The sequence below is a fragment of the Mucilaginibacter sp. MD40 genome, from assembly GCF_002288635.1.
GTDB lineage: Bacteria > Bacteroidota > Bacteroidia > Sphingobacteriales > Sphingobacteriaceae > Mucilaginibacter.
Genome location: NZ_NRSW01000001.1, coordinates 4,001,831 through 4,027,979, shown reverse-complemented (window position 1 = coordinate 4,027,979; position 26,149 = coordinate 4,001,831). Strand labels below are relative to the sequence as shown.

General features: G+C 43.5%; 22 protein-coding genes. 9 read left to right on the top strand and 13 right to left on the bottom strand.

Features of this window, described 5'->3' with window-relative positions; translation table 11 throughout:
• Positions 1-532: 532 nt before the first annotated feature.
• A complete protein-coding gene (locus tag CKK33_RS18110) occupies positions 533-724 on the top strand; it encodes a hypothetical protein (protein WP_095705466.1) in 192 nt (63 codons plus the stop codon).
• A 171-nt stretch (positions 725-895) separates the two neighbouring features.
• Entirely contained in the window at positions 896-1,048 is a 153-nt protein-coding gene (locus CKK33_RS19560; protein WP_158223474.1) for a hypothetical protein, read from the top strand.
• A gap of 73 nt (positions 1,049-1,121) precedes the next feature.
• Here CKK33_RS19560 and lpxB read toward each other — a convergent pair whose 3' ends face one another.
• Both lpxB and CKK33_RS18100 read right to left on the bottom strand, forming a co-directional pair.
• Positions 1,122-2,234 carry a lipid-A-disaccharide synthase gene (gene lpxB / locus CKK33_RS18105; RefSeq protein ID WP_095705465.1) on the bottom strand — a complete coding sequence of 371 codons (1,113 nt, stop codon included), beginning with the start codon at positions 2,232-2,234 and terminating at the stop codon, positions 1,122-1,124.
• A gap of 1 nt (position 2,235) precedes the next feature.
• A complete protein-coding gene (locus CKK33_RS18100) occupies positions 2,236-2,985 on the bottom strand; it encodes a DeoR/GlpR family DNA-binding transcription regulator (protein ID WP_095705464.1) in 750 nt (249 codons plus the stop codon).
• Between the two features lie 91 nt (positions 2,986-3,076).
• On the opposite strand from CKK33_RS18100, the gene CKK33_RS18095 reads away from it, so the two are divergent.
• Positions 3,077-3,634, top strand: a complete 558-nt coding sequence (locus tag CKK33_RS18095) for a 5'(3')-deoxyribonucleotidase (RefSeq protein WP_095705463.1) — start codon at positions 3,077-3,079, stop codon at positions 3,632-3,634.
• Here CKK33_RS18095 and CKK33_RS18090 read toward each other — a convergent pair.
• From CKK33_RS18090 to CKK33_RS18060, 6 genes are all read right to left on the bottom strand, one after another.
• Entirely contained in the window at positions 3,631-3,894 is a 264-nt protein-coding gene (locus CKK33_RS18090) for a hypothetical protein (protein ID WP_095705462.1), read from the bottom strand. The two genes, CKK33_RS18095 and CKK33_RS18090, sit on opposite strands and share 4 nt — an antisense overlap.
• Entirely contained in the window at positions 3,887-4,660 is a 774-nt protein-coding gene (gene surE, locus CKK33_RS18085) for a 5'/3'-nucleotidase SurE (protein WP_095705461.1), read from the bottom strand. The genes CKK33_RS18090 and surE overlap by 8 nt, the downstream gene beginning before the upstream one ends.
• A gap of 43 nt (positions 4,661-4,703) precedes the next feature.
• Positions 4,704-7,274, bottom strand: a complete 2,571-nt coding sequence (locus tag CKK33_RS18080) for a hypothetical protein (protein ID WP_095705460.1) — start codon at positions 7,272-7,274, stop codon at positions 4,704-4,706.
• Positions 7,275-7,770: 496 nt separating this feature from the next.
• Entirely contained in the window at positions 7,771-8,439 is a 669-nt protein-coding gene (locus tag CKK33_RS18075) for a response regulator transcription factor (RefSeq protein ID WP_095705459.1), read from the bottom strand.
• Positions 8,432-9,262 carry a sensor histidine kinase gene (locus CKK33_RS18070; protein ID WP_095705458.1) on the bottom strand — a complete coding sequence of 277 codons (831 nt, stop codon included), beginning with the start codon at positions 9,260-9,262 and terminating at the stop codon, positions 8,432-8,434. Before CKK33_RS18070 ends, CKK33_RS18075 begins: the two co-directional genes overlap by 8 nt.
• Positions 9,263-9,940: 678 nt before the next feature.
• Positions 9,941-10,330: a hypothetical protein gene (locus CKK33_RS18060; protein ID WP_095705456.1), complete on the bottom strand. Its 390-nt coding sequence runs from the start codon at positions 10,328-10,330 to the stop codon at positions 9,941-9,943.
• Positions 10,331-10,697: 367 nt separating this feature from the next.
• Here CKK33_RS18060 and CKK33_RS18055 point away from each other — a divergent pair, with 367 nt between their 5' ends.
• Positions 10,698-11,099, top strand: a complete 402-nt coding sequence (locus CKK33_RS18055; protein WP_095705455.1) for a hypothetical protein — start codon at positions 10,698-10,700, stop codon at positions 11,097-11,099.
• A gap of 102 nt (positions 11,100-11,201) precedes the next feature.
• On the opposite strand, the gene CKK33_RS18050 is transcribed toward CKK33_RS18055, so the two are convergent.
• Positions 11,202-11,393, bottom strand: coding sequence for a hypothetical protein (locus CKK33_RS18050; protein WP_095705454.1), 192 nt, complete (start codon positions 11,391-11,393; stop codon positions 11,202-11,204).
• A 287-nt stretch (positions 11,394-11,680) separates the two neighbouring features.
• On the opposite strand from CKK33_RS18050, the gene CKK33_RS18045 reads away from it, so the two are divergent.
• Together CKK33_RS18045 and CKK33_RS18040 are read left to right on the top strand one after the other, a co-directional pair.
• A complete protein-coding gene (locus tag CKK33_RS18045; protein ID WP_095705453.1) occupies positions 11,681-12,694 on the top strand; it encodes an NAD(P)-dependent oxidoreductase in 1,014 nt (337 codons plus the stop codon).
• A gap of 54 nt (positions 12,695-12,748) precedes the next feature.
• Positions 12,749-12,937, top strand: coding sequence for a hypothetical protein (locus CKK33_RS18040; RefSeq protein ID WP_095705452.1), 189 nt, complete (start codon positions 12,749-12,751; stop codon positions 12,935-12,937).
• Positions 12,938-13,019: 82 nt separating this feature from the next.
• Here CKK33_RS18040 and gldB read toward each other — a convergent pair whose 3' ends face one another.
• Positions 13,020-14,066 carry a gliding motility lipoprotein GldB gene (gldB, locus tag CKK33_RS18035; protein WP_095705451.1) on the bottom strand — a complete coding sequence of 349 codons (1,047 nt, stop codon included), beginning with the start codon at positions 14,064-14,066 and terminating at the stop codon, positions 13,020-13,022.
• Positions 14,067-14,140: 74 nt separating this feature from the next.
• Between gldB and CKK33_RS18030 the strand changes: the two genes are divergently transcribed.
• Positions 14,141-15,790, top strand: coding sequence for an NAD+ synthase (locus CKK33_RS18030; RefSeq protein ID WP_095705450.1), 1,650 nt, complete (start codon positions 14,141-14,143; stop codon positions 15,788-15,790).
• Between the two features lie 84 nt (positions 15,791-15,874).
• The gene (locus tag CKK33_RS18025; protein WP_095705449.1) at positions 15,875-16,486 is read left to right on the top strand and encodes a DUF4136 domain-containing protein; all 612 of its coding nucleotides are present in this window, start codon (positions 15,875-15,877) and stop codon (positions 16,484-16,486) included.
• Positions 16,487-16,566: 80 nt separating this feature from the next.
• Here the strand turns inward: CKK33_RS18025 and CKK33_RS18020 are convergent, their stop codons facing one another.
• The 3 genes from CKK33_RS18020 to CKK33_RS18010 all read right to left on the bottom strand — a co-directional run bounded on the left by CKK33_RS18020 (position 16,567) and on the right by CKK33_RS18010 (position 21,946).
• Positions 16,567-16,812: a hypothetical protein gene (locus CKK33_RS18020; RefSeq protein ID WP_095705448.1), complete on the bottom strand. Its 246-nt coding sequence runs from the start codon at positions 16,810-16,812 to the stop codon at positions 16,567-16,569.
• Positions 16,809-21,290 carry a DUF2341 domain-containing protein gene (locus CKK33_RS18015; RefSeq protein WP_095705447.1) on the bottom strand — a complete coding sequence of 1,494 codons (4,482 nt, stop codon included), beginning with the start codon at positions 21,288-21,290 and terminating at the stop codon, positions 16,809-16,811. The genes CKK33_RS18020 and CKK33_RS18015 overlap by 4 nt, the downstream gene beginning before the upstream one ends.
• A gap of 137 nt (positions 21,291-21,427) precedes the next feature.
• Positions 21,428-21,946, bottom strand: a complete 519-nt coding sequence (locus CKK33_RS18010; protein WP_095705446.1) for a hypothetical protein — start codon at positions 21,944-21,946, stop codon at positions 21,428-21,430.
• A 403-nt stretch (positions 21,947-22,349) separates the two neighbouring features.
• Here CKK33_RS18010 and CKK33_RS18005 point away from each other — a divergent pair, with 403 nt between their 5' ends.
• Positions 22,350-26,108, top strand: coding sequence for a S8 family serine peptidase (locus CKK33_RS18005; protein WP_095705445.1), 3,759 nt, complete (start codon positions 22,350-22,352; stop codon positions 26,106-26,108).
• Positions 26,109-26,149: the final 41 nt, after the last annotated feature.

Sequence of the window (26,149 nt, the reverse complement as noted above, 5' to 3'; positions counted from 1 at the left end):
TTTTGATTGTTAAGTGAATTAAATTATTTAGTTCGTAATTCTGATACAAATATAGTAACAAAATTAAATTTTAGTACTACAAGCAATAAATTTTTTTATAAAATTCTGCAATTATCATGATGTAATTTAATTTTAACATCTATTTAACATTGTAATTAGATGAAATGATAATATTTAAAGGTGTTTTTTAAATAAAATATAGAGTTTATTATTTTTTTGGTAGATATAACCTGTTTAATCGCTTATAACAAACATTTTTTTTGATTTTTTAGTCCTAAGCCGCATTATTTAACTGATTTATCTATAAAATCTATTGCACTAAAGATTAAATGTGCTAAAAATGGTATTGCGCGCCAAATTATCTCCATCATTAACCTGAAATGCTCACAAATGCTTTCCGTTTTGGTCTTATAAATTGTCAATAATACATTTTAATTGGTGTTTTATAGCTGTAAAACTTTTTTTTAAAATAATTTTCAAAAAATGATTTTTTGGCACTCAATTGGAATAGTACTTACCAAACGCTATAACAATGGAAATTGATAAGCAAGCAACTAAAACAGATCAGGAAAAAGAGTGGGAAAATCCCCAAGCACCTGAAAATACATCGGATAGCCGCGACAAAGAGCAAATTGAAAGACAATACGAAGAAGCTAAACGCAGGCACGATAATTTAACTGAAAACCAGGAAGAAACAAAACAAGATAACACACACAACAACTAAAATATTTTACTATGAAAACCTATCAAAAACAAGCAACAAGCAAATTGGTAAACCGTTTCGACAGAGAGTTAATGAACATTCTGATTAGCGATCTTAAGACCATCAAAACAAAAAAACAAGCTGCATAGCTGATCATCTTATTAAAAACACACAACATTAAACACTACCACTATGAAAACCTATAAAACAGCTACCAGCAAATTAGTTGCACGTTTTGATAACGAACTTAAAAACTTGTTAATGGAAGACCTTAAGGCTTTCAAAGACCGTACACAATTCACAAGCAACAAACAGAAAGCCTTACAGCAATTGTCGGCTGCCTGATCAATCATATATCTATCCTGTTTTAAACAATCACCTTTGAGACAAATAAGGCTTTACTGTAACCAGTGAAGCCTTATTTTTTTGCGGCATATTTTACTATCAGCGTAGCCGTTTTAGCAGAAGCACCCGGCATGCCCATTTTAAGGTGGAGCTGGTGATAATTGGCAAGCATGGCCGCACGATAGGTGTTGTTGTATAGTAACGCGTTTAACTCAGCTAAAATATTTGGAGTGTTACAGTCCTGCTGTATCAGTTCTTTTACCACCGCTTTATCCATAATGAGGTTTACGAGGGAGATAAAGCCGATCTTGATAACCACGCGGCCTATAGCAATGGTAATAGGGTTGCCTTTATAAACAACAATTTGCGGTACATTAAAAAGCGCGGTTTCGAGCGTGGCCGTTCCGGATGCAACGATAGCTGCTTCTGCATGGTGCAGTATATCATACGTTGCACTAAATATTACGGGAACATTCTTGCCTTGCAGGTATTGGTCGTAATAACTGCTATCAAATGATGGTGCGCCGGCTATAACAAACTGGTGATCGGGAAAGTGTTCCGTTATACTTAACATTTCTGGCAGCAGCCTGCTGATCTCCTGCTTGCGGCTACCAGGCAGTAAGGCTACCAGTTTTTTGTTGCCAAGGCCATGCTTCTTAAGGAAATCAGTGTCGGGTTTAAACGCGTCAACGGCGTCAAGCAGGGGGTTACCCACATAGTCAATATCCATGCCCCAGCTTTTGTAAAAATCAACCTCAAAAGGCAGTATGCAAAAAAGGTGATCAACAACGCGTTTGATTTTTAGTACACGTTTCTGGTTCCATGCCCACACTTTGGGTGATATATAGTAACAAACCAATATTCCCCTGCTTTTGGCATATTCCGCTATTTTAAGGTTAAAGCCCGGGAAATCTATTAAAATAAGCACATCCGGATGGTACTGGCTGATATCGTCTTTGCAGCGTTTGAGGTTTTTTAAAATGGTCCCAAGGTTCATTACCACTTCGGCAAAGCCCATAAATGCCATGTCGGCATAATGTTTTACCAGCTCACCGCCTTCCGCTTTCATGAGGTCGCCGCCAAAGTATCTGAAATTCGCGTCCGTATCTAATGCTTTAAGCGCTTTCATCAGGTTGGCCCCATGCAGATCTCCGGATGCTTCGCCCGCTACCAGGTAATACTTCATATTATTTGATTAAGATCCCGGCTTCTTTATAAGCAGCCAGATCAAATGAACTTGGGTCTTTTTCTGTAATCAGCAGGTCAATACTATTAGCCGCAGCTATATAAAACGGGTTAAGCACTCCAAGCTTATCGGCAGTAGAAAGTGCAACGATATATCTTGACGTTTCGATCATGGCTTTTTTTACCTCACAATCTTCATAGTCCAAGCCAGTAATTCCGGCTTTTAGGTCAATATTACAAATACCTAACAGGCAAATGTCGGCACGTATCTTCCTGATGGCTTCAATGGCTTCATAACCGTAAGTAGATGCTGTACGCTGGCTAACTCTACCCCCGATAAGGATAACTTTGATGTTTTGAAAATCTTCAAGTACTGATGCTACCGGAATACTGTTGGTGACTACTGTAAGCGGAATATCCTTCGGCAGGCTTTGTGCGGCTATCACCGTTGTGGTACCCGAATCAATTAAGATTACCTGATCGGGTTTAATAATATCCAGCAACTTGTTTGCAATAATTTGTTTTTCTTTAGTTTCAATAAGTTGCCGTTGCTTAAACGTAGGCGGCAAAGGCGATTGGTGTATTGCGCCACCTCTAACCGCTTTTAGCATTCCTCTGTCAGAAAGTTCTTTAATATCTCGCCTAACGGTATCGGTTGATACTTTAAGCAATGCGCTTAACTCTTCAAGCACTACCCTGTTATTCTTTTCTACCTGTTCAAGAATGATATTCTGACGTTCTGCTTTAAGCATATTCAAAAGTAAACAAAATTTATTTGCAAAATACAGCAATTTTAATTGCTGTATTTTGCAATATTTTATATTTATTGCATATTTTTGCAGTATGAAACAAAGAAAAATAATTGCTATCGATATGGATAGCGTGCTTGCAGACACAGAAAAGCAATTTTTAATTTGGTATGAGCGTGACTATGGCGTAAATGTACCTTATGAGAGTTTATTTGGTAAGAACGAAGAAGATTTCTTCCCTGCAAAGGGAGCCATCAGGAAAATGGTTTTTACACCTGGATTTTTCAGAACTATACCTGTGATGCCCGGTGCTGTAGAAGCTGTAAAGCAGTTGATGAATGATTTTGATGTGTACGTAGTATCGGCCGCTATGGAATTTCCTAATTCACTAATAGAAAAGAAAGAATGGCTTGAAGAGCATTTTCCGTTCATCACGTGGAAAAATATTGTATTCTGCGGGAGCAAAAGCATTATTGATGCCGACTACCTGATAGATGACCACTGCAAAAACTTAGATGTATTCAAGGGAAAGACATTGCTTTTTCATGCGGCACATAATGTGGGCGTTACTCATCACCAACGCGTTAAAAATTGGGAAGAAGCACTTAGTGCCATTGCTAAATTAGAAGCCCCACCTACAACCGAAGTTTAAAGCCTTATCCTTGTTAAAAAGACCAATATCATAAAAGCAAAGGTAACTACCATAATACCGCGGGTGGTAGCATCAAAATGCTTGCGGGCATAGTAACGCAGTATGAGCAGGTTAATACACAAAGCTATCAGGTAAGGGGCAGCGGGCTTTTCCATAATTGCCGCTTCGTTCTTTAGTATTACCGCGAACAGCAGCCACGCCATTAATGGCGGCAGGCAGGCCAGCAAAATTCCTGAAAAAAAGTTATTACGTTTAAACATTAAATTTCCAGCTGTTTAAAACAGGTATAGCATGGTGGGCCGTCATATCAAACTGAGTGGGTACAACTGACGCGTAATGGTGGTCAAGCGCCCAAACGTCGGTATCTTCGCCATGATCGTTATTCTGAAATACACCTGTTAGCCAGTAGTAAGGCCGGTCGTGCGGATCCATACGCTCGTCAAATTCCTCGGCCCATTTCGCATTTGCCTGGCGGCATATCTTAATACCCTTAATATGGCTACCCTGAGGGAAATTAACGTTAAGCACCGTGGCGGTAGGCAAGCCGTGTTCCAGTACTTGCGCAGCTATTTCCTTTACAAATTTTATACAGGGTTCAAAATCGGCTTGCATGGTGTAATCATCCAACGAAAAGCCTATTGAAGGTATGCTTTCTATAGCGCCCTCTACCGCGGCAGACATAGTGCCCGAATAAAGTACATTAATGGAGTTATTTAAACCATGATTGATGCCTGATACGCACAGATCGGGCTTGTTGCCCTTAAATACAGAGTTTACAGCCAGTTTAACACAATCAACAGGGGTACCGCTGCAGCGGTAGGTTTCAATACCCTCATATAATTCTATTTTATCCAGCCGAAGCGGCTTACCTATGGTAATGGCGTGCCCCATGCCAGATTGAGGGCTGTCAGGCGCAACTACTACCACACGCCCCAAGTCTTTCATGGCGTGCATAAGCGCCTTAATGCCCGGCGCGGTTATACCATCATCATTTACAACAAGTATATTGGGCTGTCTTGATTTCATCCCTCAAAAATAGGGAATAAAAGATAGAACGCTACTTGCGGTATTAATTATTGCGTTTGGCTGTTACGGGGCGCGGCTGCAAAACAAACGCGGCACCTGTTAAAGTGCTCTTTTGTTTAATATAGTTAAGGTCTGCCCGGCATTGTTTATAAAAAGATGGGTATTTGCCTGCAATCTCATCGGAGGACAGTATGTGGCCCAGCAGGGCTAATTTACAAAGGTGCAACTCACCGGCTATTTCCATTAAAGAACGAGTATCCTCCATAAGATATTTATATCTTTTTAGCAGCATGTTGTTTTTTATCTTCAATAGGTAAAACATGGTTTTCATGTAGCTGGTGAAGCTGTTGGTATCAGGTGTGTATATCTCTGAGAATTTAGTATAGATATTTAAATGGGCATTGGTTTTACCCGTTTGATAATAGCAATCGGCTATGATGATATTAATAAAATAGGCGTAGCTATGTTTGGACGATAATTCCGGTTTTTTGTAATAGCGCTCGAGCAGTTCTATAAAGCGAAGCGTTACCGCTGGCTTTTTATATAGTAATAAAGTCCCTGTGGCAAGTAAAAACACGAAATCGTTTGATGGCAGGTCCTCGAAGTAGTTGCCTTCTTTGGGCGGGTTATTGTAAAAGCGTAATAGCTCAATAAATGCGCTTTTTTTGATAGTTCCGGTTGTTAAATAAGTATAGACAGCGCTTATGCAGCTTAGCGGGTTTATGGCAAAACTGCTGTACGCCTCAGGCGGCATGCTTTTAAGCTTGTGGTAACTATCCTCCAATTCGGAAATATCTAACCTGACAATTGCTGACATAGCCAGTGCTGTATAGATAAGTACCCGTTTACGCTTGTTGAGGTTAAATTGTAGTAATGTGTAAAGTGTTTTTTTATAATTGGTATCTATTAACTCCAGGGCGAAGAAGTAATTGAATAAGGCCCGGCTGCAATCCTGTTTAAAGTAAAGCGCAAGCGACTCTGAGTTACCGGTAATGGTACATTCCCTGCTTAACAGATCGCCCAGGAAACTAACCAGATCAGCTTTTTCCGCAAAGGATAGTTGTACCATAGTAAGCAGGTCAAAACTGTTTTGCTGCCCGGTCTTAATAGCGTAAATGATATACCATTTGAGTAAAGGCAACTTGGTCGATCCCTTTACAAACAATATGTTTAGGCGGTTAATTAACTGCTTGTTAAACATATCGTTGTTTTTACGGAGGAGTACTTTTGCAATAGTATATTCCAGGAAAAAGCTATTGGTGAACTGTATAGTAGTACTATAATTAAGACTCGTACTCTTATTAATTTCGCAAATAAAGCCAATGCTCAGTAATTCGTTATAGGCCTTTTGATATTGTTTAATAGCGCTTGCAACCTTACTGCGGGCTACGTCGTATTGCTGTTTAGAAAAGTCCATCTTCTCAACTAAGGCTGTAAGGAATTGTATCTTTTCTTCAGCATACTGGCCCATGTAAATTTTATTAAGCACAAAAGCCGATACCAACTCATATAAACAGGTTTGATTTGCGTAGCTGAATGAAAAATTGTCCCGGTGCTTTTTGTAAAAGATCTGGAAGAAGAGCGGGTGCCTGAAGTGCAAAACCATCTCTGGAAGCAGATCGTGATTGAGCGCGGGGTTTATTTTTGCTGCCAACTCCCGTATTTCGTTAAAATTGAAAAGCGGGGTATTGATAGCGGATAAATTATTGTCTTTAAAATTGGTAAACCACAGATCTGTCATGTGCTCAAATTGCGAGCGATTATTTATCCAGGTGGATGACCGCATGGTAATGATGAGTTTAAACCAAGGGGTGGACTGATAAAACGCTAAAACATCAAGCAATTGGTTAAGTAACAGCTTAAAATGCCTGGCCTTATATGCATATTCATCAAAAGCATCAATTACCAGGAAAAACTTACTATGCTGCTTTTTATGTTTACTAAAGATCTCACTGATAGTTTCGTTACTGGTATATCCCAAAAGTTCGAGCAGCCATTGGTTAAGATCATGTCCGCTTAAGTAAGCGTTCATAACGGCGCCGGCGCTAAATAACAGTATGATATCGTTGTTTTGCTCCGTTATATTTTTGCGGTTTTTTTCTTCTATCCAATGACAAAGCCCGATTGTTTTACCATAATATGCAGGCGCCGATATAACGGTGGCTCTATAATCACTCTCTTCAAACGCGTTTAAATGCCGGGTAATAAAATCTCTTTTAATGGTTTGCGAGTACGGTATACCCGATTTGTTGCGTAAAACCTGTAGGGTAAAGTTGGTAATCTTTTCTGTGTTTATTTTCAGGCTTTCCCAACTACCTGTTAACCGTCGTTCATCCTTTACCGGTATATTTTCCTGGGCAATACAAAAATCTTCCCATCCGGGAAAGCCGCAAAATTGCGCCAGTATATTAATGGTAAATACCGAAGGCTTAAATTTAGTTTGGGCAAAGCCATAAATTCTTTTTAACGTGGTTTCGCTTACACTATTCCTGGTTACAGTAAATATCTGTGCGGCAAGAATACGGCAGCCGTGTGGAGTTATATTCTTAATATCTGCCGTTTTTAAAACGGCATGTTTAAGCAATTCAAAATAATGCGGCAAAAATGCTGTCATAAGCAACAGTTTTAAGCCCTTGCATACATATATGTTATGTGGTATGTGCCGCGAGCGACAAGGCTTTTAAAATCAAAAATCTATAAATTTTAGCCGGTTTATTTTTATCTGTTTTACATTGTATATTTCTATTTATAAACCGGCAAGTTTATTCTGATCAATTTTCTGAAAATGCAGGCCGGTTTTCGGTAGGGGTTGTTGGCAGGCCATGCAATGCTTATGAGGGACAGAAGTATAATTTTCTATCAGTAAAATATGCTATCCACTCATACTCTTTTTCAGAATAATTAATTATACGTAAATATAATCAATGCAGTTGTATATGGATTACACTTTAGGTTTTAGAAGTTTAATATTATTTCCCATAGATTTAATATTAACTATTTTATTTCCTATTAAGAATATTTGTTTCTATTTGTTTTGTGTTTTAATTAAAAGTATGGTAAGATCGGCCAATGAATAGGCTAATATTTTATGAAAATCACGTGAATCTACGTTATAAAACAGGATCTATCAACTGATATTTTATAGCAAAAAGAACAAGACCGGCAGTGGTTTGACAGCCTATTTTATTCATGAGTGCGTTGCGGTGCCCTTCAATAGTACGGGGGCTTAGGTAAAGCTTATCAGCTATTTCAGCATTATTCATATCCTTACAGATGAGATTAAGGACCTGTATCTCGCGGCGGGTGAGTTTAATGGGTAAACGGCTAACAGTTTTATTAAGAATAGCTCTTTGCTTTTCGCCACTCTGAAGTGCCTTTTTTACATCGTTATTAAAGTAAAAGCCGTTTTTAATAACCCCCTCTATGGTAGCTATCAGTTCATCCTTGTCGCAGTTTTTGGCAAGGTACGCGGCCGCGCCGGCGTTAACCATTTGGGTGATCAGTGTTTCAGTAGCATGTACGGTTAGTACGATTACCTTAATCGCAGGATGATGCTTTTGGAGGAAGTCGTTCAACTCAATACCGTTCATCCCGGGCATATCCATATCTATGATGGCTATGTTTACTTCGTAACGTGTGTTTTCCAGGCTATCTATAAAAGCCTGCCCTCCGGCACATTCTGCCACCAGGCAAAAGTTTTCTACCGAGTGTATCAGCATGGCCAGGCTCTGCCTGAACAGATTCTGATCATCCACAATGGCAATTTTTATTTCATCCATTGGAGGCAGCGGTTACAGGGTTTAAGTGAAGGGGATAGGTAATCTCAATACCAAAGCCCTGGCCGTTATAAGGTTGTATGGTGTATGCTGCATCAATATTCAGCAGGCGGCTTTCTATATTCTGCATACCCATTCCCTTTTTAAATATATCGTGGCTAATGGTTATGCCTTTACCATTATCATTGTAGTCGATGACGATGTTGTTCGCAATCATTTTAATGCTAATAGTGGCTCTGTTGGCGCCGGAGTGTTTAATAGTATTATTAAGTAACTCTTCCAGCACACGGTATAGCGCTGTAGCTACGGTGATGTGGAGGGACTGCAGCTCTGCTTCGGCCTGGTTATCAAATGTTATAGATAATTTGCCCGATTGATTGATGATGGTACAATGCTCGGTAATAGCAGCAGGCAAACCGTAATAGCGCAGGGTAGTGGGCGACAAGTTGTGTGAAATGTTGCGCACATCCTTTACAATCTTATCTATGATAGATTTACTGGTTTGGGTAAATTCTTTAAGGTTATCATCATCGGGGTGAGCAGGCTTAAACATCTCTATAAGCAGTCGCAAGCCCGAAATAGTGGTGCCAACATCATCATGAAGGTCCTGGCCAATACGTTTCCGTTCATTTTCCTGCGACTCGATAGTCGCCTTCAGCAGTTCCTTCTGATGCGCTAACTGCGCTTTCTGGAACTCCTGCCGCTGCCGCAATAGTTTGTTCTGGTTGCGTATAGAATAAATGATAAATGTACCAACCGCCAGGAAAACGCCCAGCATAGCCAGTATGATCAGGACAGCTGTATTGTCGTTGTTGGTAATTTGCATTTGTAAAAGCCTATAGCAAATAAAATATATTCTATGAGTAAAATAGTGTCAATTATAGTCCATATTACTAATGCCCAGGTATCCCATTTAAGGAGGTAGTTATTAAACATGAACATCACTACACCACTGGCATAATATAATAGCAAACCCGAATTTATCCAATTAAAACTATCTTCTGTCCATTTACGCTCTTCCGTACCGGTTTTAATAATATAACTCATACAATATAGCACAATAATTAAGGCGCCTACAGGCCTCGTGTATGAATTGTATTCGATTTTGTTTTGAATAAAAAATGTATTGAAAGTACAAGCAATGGTAAATAGGGCTATGAGCGCGTATAATAATGGGCGTACACGTCTACTGAAAATTCTGCTAAAGGCTAAGGTGATGAAAAAGAACTCGACGATAGTGTAAAGATGAATAAGTTTTACGGTATGCATATGCCTCGAAATCATGATGAGGTTTACCAGATTAATGAGGCTGGATACTACAATAAAATTGAGTAATATTTTTAGTGACGGTATTAAAAATTTATAGTTTTTTATACCGTAATAAACCGGCACGAGCGCGCAAAGTGGGACAAAATAAATGGCGTATATGTCATAAATTAATTGGGGATTCATAAGCTAAAGATAAATCCTAAGCTTATAAATCCCCTAAATTTGTTAAAAATTATTAGATTGGCGGCTCTTCGCCACATTTTGGCGGGCAAACTACTGTCATGTCATACGTGTTGCTTTGGCTGCCGTCGCCGCCTTCTACCTCCGTACCCGAACCTTCACCCTGAGGCATAATAATGCGGCGCACTTCTTTACCGTCAACCACCGGTATAAATATCAGTTTGGCACTAAGCGGATCACCGGGTGTTTCCAGTCCTATATAAACACGTACATCTTCCGCATCGGGGTTAAATTGTACAATGTTAGTAAAACTGGCAATTGGTGTAAGAAACGAGCGGCCTTCAAAATGAGAGGTTGGGTCGTCAACAAATGCTTTCCAGTTAGCGATCATGAAATTAGCTTCGGCTACCGGGATGCTTCCTTCGGGAAAATAAGATTCACTCATTTTTAGTGATTTAGGGGTTAAAAAATAAATTGATTTTTAAACTTTATTTAAAAGAAAACAAGCTTCGGAATAGGTGTTTTCTTCAAGCAATTTAGCCAATACAAGTAATGTTTACCCGGCTATAAAAAACTGAACAAAATGAACACGCCCGAGATAAAATGAACAAAATGGCATTCATCTGGTAAGTAGGGCAGTTTCGTAAATAGTTGTATACACCAACCTAATACTGTATGCAAAAAAACTACACCCCATCAGGCAGCAACAAAGCTATTGTTTTAGCACCGCCATTTATCACTATTTAATTATCGAGAAAGCAAATTTTCTTGCACGGTAAAAAAGTATTTGCAGCCATAAACAGTTACACACAATGGGACAAGATCAAAAAAACAATGCAATTGCTATAACAAGGCCGACGCTAAAAACGAAGGGCTTTTCTACCCACCACATTACTATCTTTAGCATGATACTGCATGGTAAAACTAACCGGGAAATAAACCAGTTACTGGGCTACACTAAACGTTCTCACGCAGTGGTTGATCATTCACGAAAAGTGATGTACAAATTGCTGGCACTTGAAGAGTTGTGCCGTAAAGACCATCGAGCGCATGTGGTTTACCCTCGAAAATACCAATTTTGGTGGAAGAAATTGTTACAGAAGCATATGGAAGTTTTGCTATCTGTAGCTATCGCGCCCTGCTTTTATGGCAGTGAAGAACCCAAGCACTTAAAACAAAGTGTTTACAGGTCTGATTCAAGCCAGCAGCTTTGATAATTAAGCAATACTTATATTCTGGAAATTGTGTACACTTAAAAGTTTTACAATAATTAAGCCGCCATATTTTGGCGGCTTAATTATTAAGTTGAATGATGTTTATGCCTTTACTTTTTCAGCGAGTATATCTACCTGGTCTGCAGCAAAGTTTTTTGCTTTATCAAACCATTCAGGTGCTTTTTCGGTAAGGTCATCCAGCACCGAACGGCCGTCTTCAGGTCTTTTTTTGGTCAGGTAATTAATGCCTAATCCTACCGCCGCGCCTACAGCTATAAATTTTAATAAGCCCATGATATTTATATTTAAGTAAATGATAATATGGAAAGTACAATGATAATGCCAAAGCCGGTTGCATAGAGAAGCGCAAGTGGTGCCTGATAGCCTGCTTAATATGTAGTACAAAAATTATTGGTTTATAATGCATATGCCAGGTAATTGGGGAATTGCCTCAACAGGTATGGTTATCTTTTACCCATAAATACCTAACTTTAACCTGTTATTAAGGTGTTGTTACCCGGGCCTGGTTTTTGCAAATAACCTGAAAATTAACAAATAAACGATAACTACCATACAGCATTATGACTACTTCATTAGTAACCGGCGGTGCCGGATTTATAGGATCACATGTAGCGAAACATTGTTTAGCACTCGGCCACAAAGTAATTGTACTTGACGACCTGAGCGGTGGCTTTGAAGATCATGTGCCCGATGGTGCCGAGTTTATTAAAGGCTCTATTAACGATGTTGACATGTTAGAAAAATTGTTTGAGCAGCATCGATTTGATTATGTGTACCACCTGGCAGCTTACGCGGCCGAAGGCTTATCACATTTTATACGCCGGTTTAATTATAATAATAACCTCATTGGCTCGGTAAACCTTATCAACTTATCAGTATTATATAAGGTTAAATGTTTTGTGTTTACTTCATCAATTGCCGTGTACGGTGCAGGCCAATTGCCTATGCTGGAAAGCATGGTGCCGCAACCGGAGGATCCGTATGGTGTAGCTAAATACGCTGTTGAGATGGATCTAAAGGCTGCACACCACATGTTTGGCTTAAATTATGTCATCTTCCGCCCGCACAACGTTTATGGCGAGAACCAAAATATTGGCGATAAGTACCGAAACGTGATCGGTATCTTCATGAACCAGATCATGCAGGAAAAACCGATGACCATTTTCGGCGACGGTGAGCAAACCCGCGCCTTTAGCTATATTGATGATGTAGCGCCGCATATTGCTAATAGCGTAAACGTACCTGCGGCTTATAATGAGGTGTTTAATGTTGGTGCCGATAAACCTTACACTGTAAACCAACTGGTACAGGTAGTAGCCAAAGAGTTGGGCGTTGAGCCCAAAGTAACCCACCTGGAAGCGCGCAAAGAAGTAATGCATGCCCATAGCGACCACTCTAAAGCGGCAAAGGTATTTGGTAACTCGAAAAATGTGAGCCTTGAAGAAGGGATAGCTAAAATGGCGGCATGGGCAAAAGTGGTTGGTTCGCGTGCCAGCGCCGAATTTGAGAACATTGAGATAGAAGAAAACCTGCCGCAGGGGTGGACCAAAAAAGAAAAGGCAATTAATTCATAAACGCTATCCGTTTTTTCGGTAAACATTTATATTTTTGCCTCAAATACTTTAGCAATGCAACATTCAACTCAAAACGCGAATTCAGAAAAACATTATATAGCTTTAATTCTTGCTGTAGCTATTGGTTTAGTAGGTGTTTTTATCCGCTTTGCCGATTTCCACTGGGCTTCTGCAATTGGTAACATCCTGATGGGTATTGGTACCATATTAGTACTGCGTGCTGTTTTCGCGATATTGAAATAAGTTTAAAAGCTTTACATATTAAAAAAGCGCTACCTGACAGGTGGCGCTTTTTTATTTTTAAGAGTATTGCAGCTATCCGAAATTATTCCTTTGGATTCTTTGGCCGGTATTTGGATTCGTTCAGTATCTTTTGGGCATTATGATCTGCCATGAGTTGCGGAAGTGTAACTTCGGGATGTTTATCCATGTAGGCACGCACGATCTGCCACCCGGCCCATATGCCTAATTTAGGCGCCGATTCATTGTTATCTCCCAACCCGGGTGTAAAGGGGGCTTCAGTTAGGAATTTTTGTATCTTTTGATAATCGGTTTCATACAGTAGGTTCTCCTCTAAAAAATAGCCCCATATGCTCGCCTGGTAATCACCGCACCACTTTAGCTGCGCTTTGGTGTAGCCTATCTTGGTTGAGTCGGCCACCTCAGGTAAAATCTGGTCCATAAAATAAAGTATTTTACCGTTGTAAACCATCTTGTCTAATAGGGTATTGTCTTTATCGCTTTCAGGAAACATGTCTTCCCGGGCCATGCCTTCCACAACGCGCGGGGTAATATTATCCGGCGTAAACCTGCGCGAAATATAATGCGGGAAACTTTGCACCAGCGCCGGGTAGAACCTGGAGTTTGCCCCCAGGAAAAGGTCCAACCCTATGCCAAAATAGCCGTCGCCAATGGTGGTTTGCGCCTGAAAGCCTGAAAAGTAAGCGTAAACTTTGGGCAGGCTTTTTTTAGGAAAGTAATATTTAATATGCTTAAACGCGTCGGTAAGTTGGGCATTCTGCTTATCCATATTCGGGAATGCGGCATCTACATCGTGCTTAAGATCGGTATAAGCCTTACCTGCGAATACCTGCCGCAATACGGCGTAGTAGGCGGTATCGCGCGCGCTGCCTGCTTTTAAAATACGTTCTATAAAATCCTGGTAAAATTTACCGTATTTGCTGTAGAGTACACCGGCCTGCTGGTCCATCGGCTGCGTCCGCATTAGGTCAAAATCCTTATCGAAGCGTTCAATTTTTACAGTCACCGGTATTTGGCTTACATCTGCCTTATCGCGGTGCCTACAGGCCGTAAGCGCCAGTGAAAAAATAAAACTTACATAAATTACAGTTGTTTTACACGAATAAGGCATTGCTATAACGTTTTAGCAAAAATAATTTTTTTATTTGTACAGCGGCATAGTTCGCGTTCAGTTATACACCAACCATGAAGATCGCATTAGCACAGCTTAACTATCATATCGGTAATTTCGAATCCAATACCGGCAAAATTATCCATGCCATACAGCAGGCCCGGCAAAACGGCGCCGACCTGGTAGTGTTCTCGGAGTTATGCGTATGCGGTTACCCGGCGCGTGATTTTCTGGAATTTAATGAGTTTATCAGCCATTGCGAATCAGCGGCTTATCAGATAGCCGCCGAGTGTACAGATATTGCCTGTATCATAGGGCTGCCAACGCCAAACCACAACCCTGAGGGGAAAGACCTTAACAACTCCGCGTACTTTATTGAGGATGGCGAAGTAAAGGCGGTAGTAAATAAGGCATTGCTGCCCAACTATGATATTTTTGACGAGTACCGCTATTTTGAGCCGTCAACATCTTTTAACTGCATTGATTTTAAGGGCAAGCGAATAGCATTAACCATTTGCGAGGACCTATGGAATACCATTGAGAACCCGCTGTACATTACCAGGCCAATGGATGAGCTTATTAAGCAAAACCCCGATGTGATGATCAACATAGCGGCATCGCCTTTTGCTTATAACCACGATGAAGAACGTATAGCTATCCTGAGCGATAACGCGCGCCGCTATAACCTGCCGCTTTTTTATGTGAACCATGTAGGCGCCCAAACAGAACTGATATTTGATGGTGGCTCACTGGTGTTTAACCGTGCCGGTGAGGCTGTAGATGAACTGCCGTATTTTACAGAACAGCTTGCTTACTACACGCTGAATAATGAGGGCGAGATAACCTTTACGCATCAACCAACGCTTAAGCTTAACCGCGATAGCGATATACAACAGATACATGATGGCCTGGTATTAGGTATACAGGATTATTTTCACAAATCGGGCTTTAAACAGGCCATACTTGGCCTTTCGGGGGGGATTGATTCGGCGGTGGTTTGCGCGCTGGCTGCCGAGGCTTTGGGCCCCGAGAATGTGATGGCGGTTATGCTGCCGTCTAAATTCTCTACCGACCATTCCCTTAAGGATGCCGAAGACCTTGTGCGTAACCTGGGCTGTAAATCAGAAGTGATAGCTATTGCTAAAATAACCGATGCGTTTGAAGAAGCTTTGCACCCACAGTTCCAAAACCTGCCTTTTAACATTGCCGAAGAAAATATACAATCGCGCAGCCGGGCTATCCTGCTAATGGCCATGACCAATAAGTTTGGTTATATATTGCTTAACACCTCTAATAAAAGCGAGGTAGCCGTTGGGTATGGCACTTTGTATGGCGATATGTGCGGCGGTATCTCCGTTATTGGCGATGTATTTAAAACCCAGGTTTTCCAATTGGCGAGGTACATTAACCGCGATCGGGAGATCATACCGGAAAATACCATTATTAAACCACCATCGGCAGAGTTAAGGCCCGATCAGAAAGATACCGATTCGTTACCTGAATACGATATATTGGATGCCATACTCTCGCAGTATGTGGAGTATCGACGTTCATCGGCCGAAATTATTAAACAGGGTTTTGACGAGGAAACGGTGCGTAAAGTATTGCGTTTGGTAAACCTGGCCGAACATAAACGCTACCAAACGCCGCCTATTTTAAGGGTATCGCCCAAGGCCTTTGGTATGGGCCGGCGTATGCCAATTGTAGGGAAATATCTTACCTGAAAAAATATTTTTTATTTAGTGTAAAAACAGTTAAACCTTTATACTTGTCTTAGTCTAATCGGTATAAAAAAAATTGGTGACGCCATGAAAAGATATATCCACCTGGTACTGATAGCTGCCTTTGTATCAGTGCTCTCTGCCTGCAGCAGTTACAATTACTACACTGCGGCAGCTAACAAAACAAACCTTTCTGCTTACCGTACATTTGCCCTTGCCGGCCCCATGCAAGGCCCTAACAAGCAGTGGCGACCGCTTGACGAAATAGGCAACGGCAAAATACAGGAAGCTACCAAACAAGCGCTTACGGCAAAAGGGCTGGTTTTATCACAGCAAAACCCCGATCTGCTGGTGCGTTACGCTACGGTTACCGGCCGCGGCACCAAGTGGGAGTATTACAGCCCTTATTACGCCGGTTACCCTGGCTGGGGCTGGGGTTGGGGATACGGCTGGGGCTGGGGTGGTTGGTACCGCCCGTGGGGCTGGGGTGGCTTTTATGGCCCGGGTTATGCCCAAAAGGTACACTATAAAGAAGGCACTATTATTATTGACCTGGTTGATGCCCGTACACAGCAAATTGTATGGCGCGGTTACGGGGTAGGCGAATTGCAAAACCCTAAGCGTACCATGAATGATATACCTAAAGTAGTTGATGGTATTATAAAGCAGTTGCAGTTAACACCAATGAACAGATCATAATCTTACAAACATCCATTATATAAAAAACGGGCGCTGTACATACACGCGCGCCGTTTTTTTATATAAGGTCGTTATTTATCTCAATTGTTAAGCAACTGCGGTTGCGCGTTCTTTTTATACAATTTATAGGCACCGTAACATAGGACTACCGCCACCAGGATATATACCCATGTATCAAGGGGCAGGTTGCACGCGTTAGGGTCATAGTTCGGGTCGTCGGGGTCTCCTGTACACGGGGTTGGGTCATCTGCAAATGCCATTACGGTGTTCAGGAAGAATACGGTTAATAAAAGAAATAAACTTTTCCAGCTGCACTTGATCATCATAGTTTTATAAATTTTCCGGTAAGCACAGCGTCGCTGTTGCCTTCGGTAGTAATCTGAATGGTGTAGGTGCCCGGCATCAGCGCGGAAACATCCTGCTGGCCTGAACTGTTACTGAATAACGCGGTTTTCATCAATCCGCCGGTAGAGTTATAAATGCGCACTCTTACCGGTAACTTAACGGTATTGTTAAGGCTGAAGTTGATATTGTTTGACGTAGGGTTAGGATAAATACTCAGCGATCCGTTACCGGCGGTGTTAATGATCACCACGTTAGAGTAAGATTCCTTGTTGTTAATGTCTACCTGTTTAAGGCGGTAGTACACATTACCCACCGGAAGCGCGTCTACATCCTTGTAACTATACGTGCCCGATGTGGTTGACTGCATGTCACGCACGGCCTGGAAATTCTGACCATCAATGCTGCGCTGCAGTTCAAAACTGGTGTAGTTGTATTCGTTAACGGTGTTCCAGTTAAGTGTAACATCTTTGGCGTTGCGTGTACCGCTGAAGGAGATCAACTGGTATGGAGGTAACTGCCTCTTGCGGATAACCACCTCGAACCTGTTGCTGCCAAAAGTAGCCGGGTTATTTTTATTCAGGTTGAAATTATAGGTACTGTTGGCCCTGAGGTCAAGCGAATCCTTGGTGAAGTGGTCCATTAACCACACTTCATAAATATCAGGTATATCTTTTAGGGTATCTCTTTTAAGCGTATATATGCCGCTATTGCTATCATCAATAGAAAGGTAAACAGAGGTGCGCTGCTTGTCAAAAGGCTGCGAGGCCACGGCTACCTTGTGCGCGTCGCTGGTCATGGCGCTCAGGAACACGGTTTGGCCTTGTCCGTTAAAATCATCGGCATCTTCCATATCATAATAGGTAGGCTTGTAGTTGTCCAGGAAGCGCAGATGCGCAATATCGTAATTAGCCGAATCCTGTACCATGCGCATAGTTAAAAGCGGCTCGGGTGTAGCTTTAGGTAAACCCATTAATAGCGCAGCCCCGGTAGGTTGGGCAGTGGATTTAAGCGCCTCGGTAAATGTTATATAACCGCCGGCAGCATTAGCCCTTACAAAGAAACCCTGGCCGCTGGCAATATTAGCAGAACCGAGTTGCGTGACAACACTGTTTCCTGAAGTATAGGTATAAATAAAGCCCGTAGTACCTGATGGCGATAGGGCAGCACTGCTTACTGCTATGGTTGAAGGATAGGGGTTACCTACGGCGTTCCAGCCGTTGCCGGCATTGGATAGGTTGTACCTGAAACTTTGCTGGTTAAGGTAGCCGGTTTGCTGCCCTACGGTATTTGCCTCAGGGTTAGGGAATGGCCGAGTAAATTTGTTAGAGCTGCGGTTACCTCTGAAATAAAAGTAAAATCCTGAGCCTACCGGTACGCTGGTGGTAAGGCTCGGCAGCGACGAGAACAGGAATGTACTGGTGTTGTAAAGTAACACCGTAGGCCCATTATTGGTAGAAGCATCAAAGCCGTTAGTTGCACCGCCAGTACCGCTGAAAGGCAGGTTGTTTTTTAGGCTTGAAAAATTATATGCCGCCGTTGTGGCCGTGTTACTGTTGGCGGCTAATTGTATATTGGTGGAGTTATTAACCGGCGAACTCATTAACCGCCAGCCGCGGTTACTCGCGCTGCCGCCGGTAAACCAGCGCTCTACCGTAACATTACCGGTAACGCTTAAGCCTGAAGGTATTGCCGCTACTCGTGCGGTAACCGTACCGGAGCTTTTAAGCGTAAGGGCACCGTTATTGGCATTATCAATAAACAGGTTGCCTGAGGTAAGGGTGAGGGTATTATACAGATCTATAGGGCCGCCGGTAATCCTTACCTGTCCGCTGGTAGCTGTGTTATTGATAATCATGTTGCCTACCTGCCCGGTACCGGAGGTATTAGTGCCATAGTAATATTGCGGCGTAAAAGTACCGTTGAAGGATATAGTTGAACTGGTATTGGATATAGTGCCATTGTTGTAAACATTACAGGCTACGTTTAGCGTTTGCCCGTTAACGCCAAGGTTAACACCGCTGTTCACGGTAAGGCCGTACATGTTTAACCCCGCCGATAAGGTTGTTGAATTGGATATCACGAAGTTCTCATTTCCGTTGAATGATGGCGTGTTGGAAGGGCCGGTAATATTAGGCGTGTAAGTGGTACCGTTGTAGGTATAGGTAACCCCGCCCGGTATGGTTTTTACGTTGGTAGCATCGGCCACGGTTGTACCCTCAACAGTAAAGGTGCCGGGGTCGGTTTGGTTAACATATTCGGCTTTTACCCAATCGGCAGAGAGGTTAGTGTTGATCACCCTCGATTCATCAACCGTACCGGTAAAGTTTTCGGGCCCAAATGGCGTATAACTGCCAAAAACTATGGTGTTGGCTACGGCCGTATTGGGCGATGTGGTATTGGTTTTGGCTAACGCCCCATCTACATAAATGGTGCTGTTTGTGCCATCATAAGTGTAAACAACATAATGCCAGGCGGCTGTTGTTGGCCACACATCGGCACTCACTACCACACCTCCACCGCCAAGGTTAAGGCATATGGCATTGTTATTGGCGGCATTAGCGGTACCCCTGAAGGCCATCTGTGAGTAGGACCCTACCGCTTGATTTTGCACCGTCATTACGTTTGAAGCGTATGCAGGGTAAGTATTGTAATACATCCATGACGACATGGTCATAGGCGTATTTAAAGCCGTAAGGTTGGTTGCGCCGGTTTTAGCTAATGTTGCTCCGTTAAGTGTTGCCCCACTTTGTATAATTGCGTTTGATCTAGTTGCGCTGGTAGAGCTTGCGGTAAGGTCATTGCCGGATCCTGTGGCATCTAAAACGCTGGCGGCGGTGGTTGATGGTACTTCCGTAAAGTGCCATACCCCCTGGTAGTTGCTGGAGGTAGTGTTTACCGACTTCCAGGTGTTTTGGTAGAACGTGGTGGTATGTGTTGAGGGCGCTGTTGCGTTACCGTAATAAAAGTTAAGTACGTTGTTAGACGATTTGTAGATGATGGGGATCTGCACCCAAACAAGCAAAGTACCCGTTGTTTGGTCATATGACTCTACCTGGTAAGGCAATTCGTTGGCAGATGAGTTGGGGTCAACAAAAGCAAAGTCATAAGCCGGGCCTGTTGGGAACTGTACGCGGTTGCTGCAGCCGCCGGTAGTAACTACTAAGCCCGGGTCAACAATTTTTAGCAATACCGGGAACTTGGTTAAGTTGCCGCTGATGCCCAGCCCGGTAGTATTGAGCGTAATGGGCATTTTGTAAGCATATCCTGTTGGGTAGGTAGCGGCTGATATTGTGATGTTGATATTAAACGTAGCATTGGTGGTACCATTTGTAGCGGTAATGCTGTAATTAGCGGCGGCACTTGCTGTAGTTGGCGTACCCGTAATTTGCCCGTTTGTGGTATTCAGCGTTAAACCCGCTGGTAAGCCGGTGGTAGAATAACTGGTAGGGTTACCCGTTGTGGTAGGGAATTGGGTAGGTATGGCGCTGCCCGCTGTAAAACTTAACGGCGTAGTGTAGCTGAGGCTCACCGGCGGGTTGACCGTAATATTTACCACCGCGGTGCTGCTACCACCACCATTAGTTGCCGTAACCGTATAATTGGTGGCCGGCGAGGTTACTGTGGGCGTACCGCTGATAACGCCGGTGTAATTATTAAAGCTTAAACCGGCCGGCAATGTTGGGCTGATGGAGTAACCGCTTGCGGTTGATTTATAAACCAGGTTGTTATTAAAGCTGGTGTAAAACAAGTTTCCGGAGGCATCTTGTGCTATACCGACCGGGGTACTTAAACCGCTCACTATAGTGCTTACTGTACCTGAGGTGTTTAAAAGTTTAATAGCGCCATTATAACAGTCGGCGAAAAACACGTTACCCTGGCTGTCAATGGAAATGTTACGGGGCGAGTTTAAGCCTGTTGAAACAACCGTTGTAGGCGTGGTGGAGCCTGACGGATATTTGTATATCTGGTTGATGTTGTTGGTAGGGCCATCAACGGTTACATACAGGTCGCCGGTGGAGTTAATTCCCACATCCCATGGGCCCGAAACTGAAATATAAGCCGTACCCGCGGTAGTACCGCCCGATGCTATTTTGTAAATGGCGTTGGCGCCAAAATCGGCCACGTATAAATTGCCCGCGGCATCGGTGGCCATGCCTGTGGGACGGTTAAAGCCGGTAATGGTAGTAACCACATTGGCAGGGGTTATTTTTTTTATGGTACCACCAGTGCCATTACTTACATAAACGTTTCCGGAATTGTCAATGGTAATACCATCAGGGCTGTTGAAGTTGTAGGTTGCGCCGGTTAGGGTGCTTTGAAGCGTACCTGCCGAATTGTATATATATACCGCGTTACCCGTAGTGCTGGTAACATAAATATTGCCGTTAACAGGGTTTACCGCTACACTATTACTCGCGTTAACGGTTGCAAAGTTTGCTGCTGCGCTGTAGCTACCCACCGCGCCGCCGGTGTTGGTAGGGGCAAGCGGCGTTATGCCAATATTGGTAGTGTAAACCTGTGGTGTAGCGTATGAAAAGGCAGGTGCCGGAGGCGCGTAGCTAAAGCTATATGTAGTAGAGTTGGTGTTATTAACCGTTATACCTCCTGCGTAACCATTTTGGGTAATATTAGCTGCTGAAGGTAAGTAAAAATTATAAGAGGTAGGTTGAGGTGTATTAGGGCTGGTATTGTAACTGATAACCAGGTAAAAATAATAGGTAACAGAAAAAAACTAAAGCGATTGTCTATAATAGGCCATCCATTGATAGCAATTCCATTATCTCCTGATCCGTTTACGTTTGCTCCATAGGTGCCTTGTGGCGCACTTAAGGCAAGTGTAGGGTCAGCGCTGGTTGTCCGCACCAAGTTGGCGCTGCTGGTAAAACCATTTAAGCTTTGTGTAACACCAATCCTGAGCGGGCCGCCGTTGAAATATGCTCCCGCAGGCACAGTTACACTAAAACCATATACCACAGCGTTGGTAACGCCTTTGGTATATACCGGCGAGTTACCCTGCAAAGAGTTAAACACCACCTGCCCTGTTGCTTTTTGATTAAAAAAAAGCAGGGTAATATTGAGTAGTAATGCAGTAAGGAGTAGTAAACGTTTTTTCAAAAGCTAAGTAATTAGGGTTAAATGTCGGGCTTTGTACGCGCGTAATGCAAAAAAGATGCTCAAAATCAACTGTTAAAAACACTCCCTGTGGTTGTAAACACATAAGGAGTAAACATGTGGTAATTACACAGGCCAATCTGATTGTTCTGAAAACATTAGTAAAAAAGAAAAATTGCAGTGGGTAATATTTTCCCCATAATGTGTAATTCGTTACCTGTAAATGCAGCCTGATTGAACGAAAAGGGATATGGATAAGTACAAATGAAAGCGCGTAATGGGTGTTGGCTGGCTTAACTATTAAATAAAATCAATGTTTATGCCATTAACTATTATTTTTTGCAGCTGATGGGGCTGTTATAATATAAAATAAATAATTTTAAAGCTGCCAAAACGCATGCTGTAAATGTTTAAAAAGCCGCTTACCTTATTATTTGTACTGCTCTTAAGCGGTTTACATTTTTTATCTTTTGCTCAACAGTTGCCCGTAAGCGCCACAGGCAAAAGGGAACTGGATATGCTGGCCGGTCAGGCCGCGCAAAACTTTACTCAGCGCCACCAAAAGGCCCTCACGCTGGCCATAGCTAAGGGTTGGGTGGTTAAACGTATAGATAAGGCCGGTAATCTCATTGCCCTACAGGGTGTAAACGACAGGGGGTTCCCGGTATACCTCACCACACATAATAATACCATTGCCGCTGCTACCACCGGTACCAACGCGGTGCAGCCCGGCGGGTCTTTAAACCTTAATTTAAGTGGCTCAAGCGCGATTTTAAATAATAAGCTGGGTATTTGGGATGGCGGTAACGTGTATGCCCTCCACCGCGAGTTCGATGGAAAGACCATCAAACTCAATAATACCGGCGATGCTATTGACCATGCCACGCATGTATCCGGCACCATGCTGGCCAAAGGTATATACGCGCCGGCGAAGGGAATGGCCTTCGGGGCGGCTACGCTCCAGTCATGGGATTTTGATAACGACGTGGCAGAGATGAGCAGTGCCGCCGCCGGTCTTTTACTTTCTAACCACTCTTACGGGGATGTTGGCGGCTGGGATTACAACGCCGCTGATGGTCGCTGGGAATGGTACGGCTTACCTGGTGATACAGAGGATTATAATTTCGGCTTTTACGACGCACGCACCCAGTCATGGGACAAGATCGCCTACAACGCGCCTTATTATCTTATTGTTGAGTCGGCAGGTAATAGCCGTTCGAGCAACGGCCCACCCGTTGGCAGCACCTACTATGGCTATACCAGCCGTACTGATCCTACTTTTATCAATAAAGGCCCGCGCCCGGCAACCATCAGCAGTAATAATGGTTATGATGTAATCACCACTACAGGTACGGCCAAGAATATATTAACCGTTGGTTCGGTTGGGCCGCAGCCCAATGGGCCGGTAAACCGGCAGGATATCAGCACCTCTTATTTCAGTAGCTGGGGGCCAACAGATGACGGGCGGGTGAAGCCAGATATTGTTGGCGATGGCGAAAACATCTACTCAACCGGGGCACAAAACCCCAGTTATTACTTATACCTGTCGGGTACGTCTATGGCAGCACCTAACATTACAGGGTCATTATACCTGCTACAGGAATATTACGCTCAAAAAAACTCGGGAAATTTTATGCGTGCCGCTACCCTCAAAGGGCTGGCCTGCCACACGGCATTTGACGCGGGCAACGTTGGTCCCGATTATATATACGGCTGGGGTTTGCTGGATATGCGCAAGGCGGCGCAGTCCATTACAGATAATGGCGTTAAAAGTATCATAGCCGAAAATACGCTGAATCAGGGACAGGTAACTACGCGTGATATCATCGCGTCTGGTAACGGGCCCCTTTCGGTAAGCATTTCGTGGACCGACCCTGAGGGCACACCAACCACCGGTACCACGATCAACGACCGCACGCCAAAGCTGGTGAATGACCTTGACCTTCGCATCAGCGATGGCAGCACCACTTATACCCCCTGGGTGCTTTCGCCCGATAATCCATCGGCGGCGGCTACCAATGGCGATAACATCAGGGATAACATAGAGCAGGTGTATATTCCTAATTGTATACCCGGAAAGAAATATACCATCACTATATCGCACAAAGGCACCCTGCGTAACGGCTTGCAGGCTTATTCGCTTATTGCTACCGGAGTAGGGGGCAGTCCCTATTGCGCATCGGCACCGGTGTCGGCCGTTGATTCCAAGATCACCAACTTTACCTTGTCAAACATTAATAAGAATGGCGCGCCCGGCTGCACCGGGTATACGGATGAAACCGATACCGCCATACGGCTTGAGGTAGGCAAAACTTATCCGTACGGTTTAAGTTTGGGTACTTGCGGGGAGAATTTCAACAAAGCGGCTAAGATATTTGTAGACTGGAATGGAGATGGCGTTTTCGATAATACCGAAACGGTGGCTACCACGGGCGTTATCAACGGCCCCGGTACATTTACAGGTAACTTAACCGTGCCTGGCAACGCTGTGCCTGGCAATACTACTTTGCTGCGTATTGTATTGGTTGAAACCAGCGATGCAGCTACCATATCACCCTGCGGAAACTATGCTAAAGGCGAAACGCAGGACTACCGCGTGCAGTTCCTTAAACCGGCTGTTGACGCGGGTGCTATAGCCATCCTGAATGGTACCGACGGGGTTACCTGTGATAAAGCCGTGGCCGTTACTGTGCGTTTAAAAAACTTTGGAAGCGCTTCTATCAGCAATATCCCTGTTAAGGTAACGGTAAATGCACCCGGCATTACACCGGTGGTTTTCAATGAAACATACACGGGTACACTGTCTCCCGAGGAGGAAACAGATTTTACGCTTAGCAGCCAGTTTAATACAGTTACCGGTACTACCTATACCGTAACAGCGGTTACAGGCCTGGCAAATGATCCTATTCCGTCAAATAATTCAGTTACGGATAGCATAACGGTGGGCACACCGCCACAGTCGCCATCGGCCACGGGTTTTTACTGCGTTAATACACAGGCTTACCAGCTAAGCGGTACCGGGGATGGGCAACTGTTCTGGTACACCTCGCCAACGGCTACTGTGCCGGTAGGCGCTGGGTCAACCGCGACGGTTACTACACCACCGGTTAATAATCAATACTACGCAGGCTTAAATGATTTTAGCGGAAAGCTGGGCCTTGTTAATAAAAATGCAGCCCCTACAGGTGGTTACAACCAGTATACATCGGGTGTGCGCATAAGTACCGGAGCGGCTATCACCATTGAAAGCGCCCGGCTATATGTAGGCACACCGGGGCGTGTAACCTTTACCGCCACCAATGATAATGGTGAGGTGGTAGCTACTGTAAGGCTGAACGTTACCGCCACCAGGACCACGTCAACCACGGCCGCGTTCCCTACCGAACTGCCGGATGATCCGCTTGATAAAGGGAAACGCTATACTTTAAACCTGCTGTTGCCAGCCGCCGGTAATTACACCATTACCCCAACTTTTGAAGCGGGCGCGTCGTTATACCGCAACAGGGGGCCGGTAAGCGGTTATCCTTTTGGCATAGGTGACATTATAAAAATCACAGGAAACACTGCCGTATCTGGCCAAAACAGCGCCGATACCAGTTATTACCGTAATTTCTACTACTATTTTTATGATATGGAAGTGCGCAGCCCGGGTTGCGCATCTACCCAGCGCGTAGCGGTTAATGTAACTAAGCCATCCATAACGCAGGATAACGATATGCTGAAATCAAGCAGCAGCGACGGTAACCAATGGTTCTTGAACAGTGAGGCTATTGACGGTGCTACTGCTGCTACCTATACCCCTTTGGTTAGCGGCAATTATAAAGTACAGGTAACGCTTAATACCGGCTGTATCACCGAATCGGATGAGTTTAAATACGCCCTGGTCGCCAAAAATCCCGACAAAAACAGCGAAATAGGACTTACGCTGTTCCCTGTACCGGCTAATGATAATGTAAATGTGGTTTTTGTAGCCAAAGCTGATGACCTGATGAAATTATCGCTCGTGAATACCTCCGGTGTGGTGGTTTACCAAACCAGCCGGAAAGTTACGGCGGGTAATTTTAGTATCAACATTAATACTGCCAACCAGTTGCCTGGTACTTACGTGCTGAGAGTGCAGCTGGGGCAAAAGCAATACGGGCATAAGCTCATTATTGCCCACTAACAGAAACGGCCCGCTTGGCGGGCCGTTTCTGTTTAAATGGT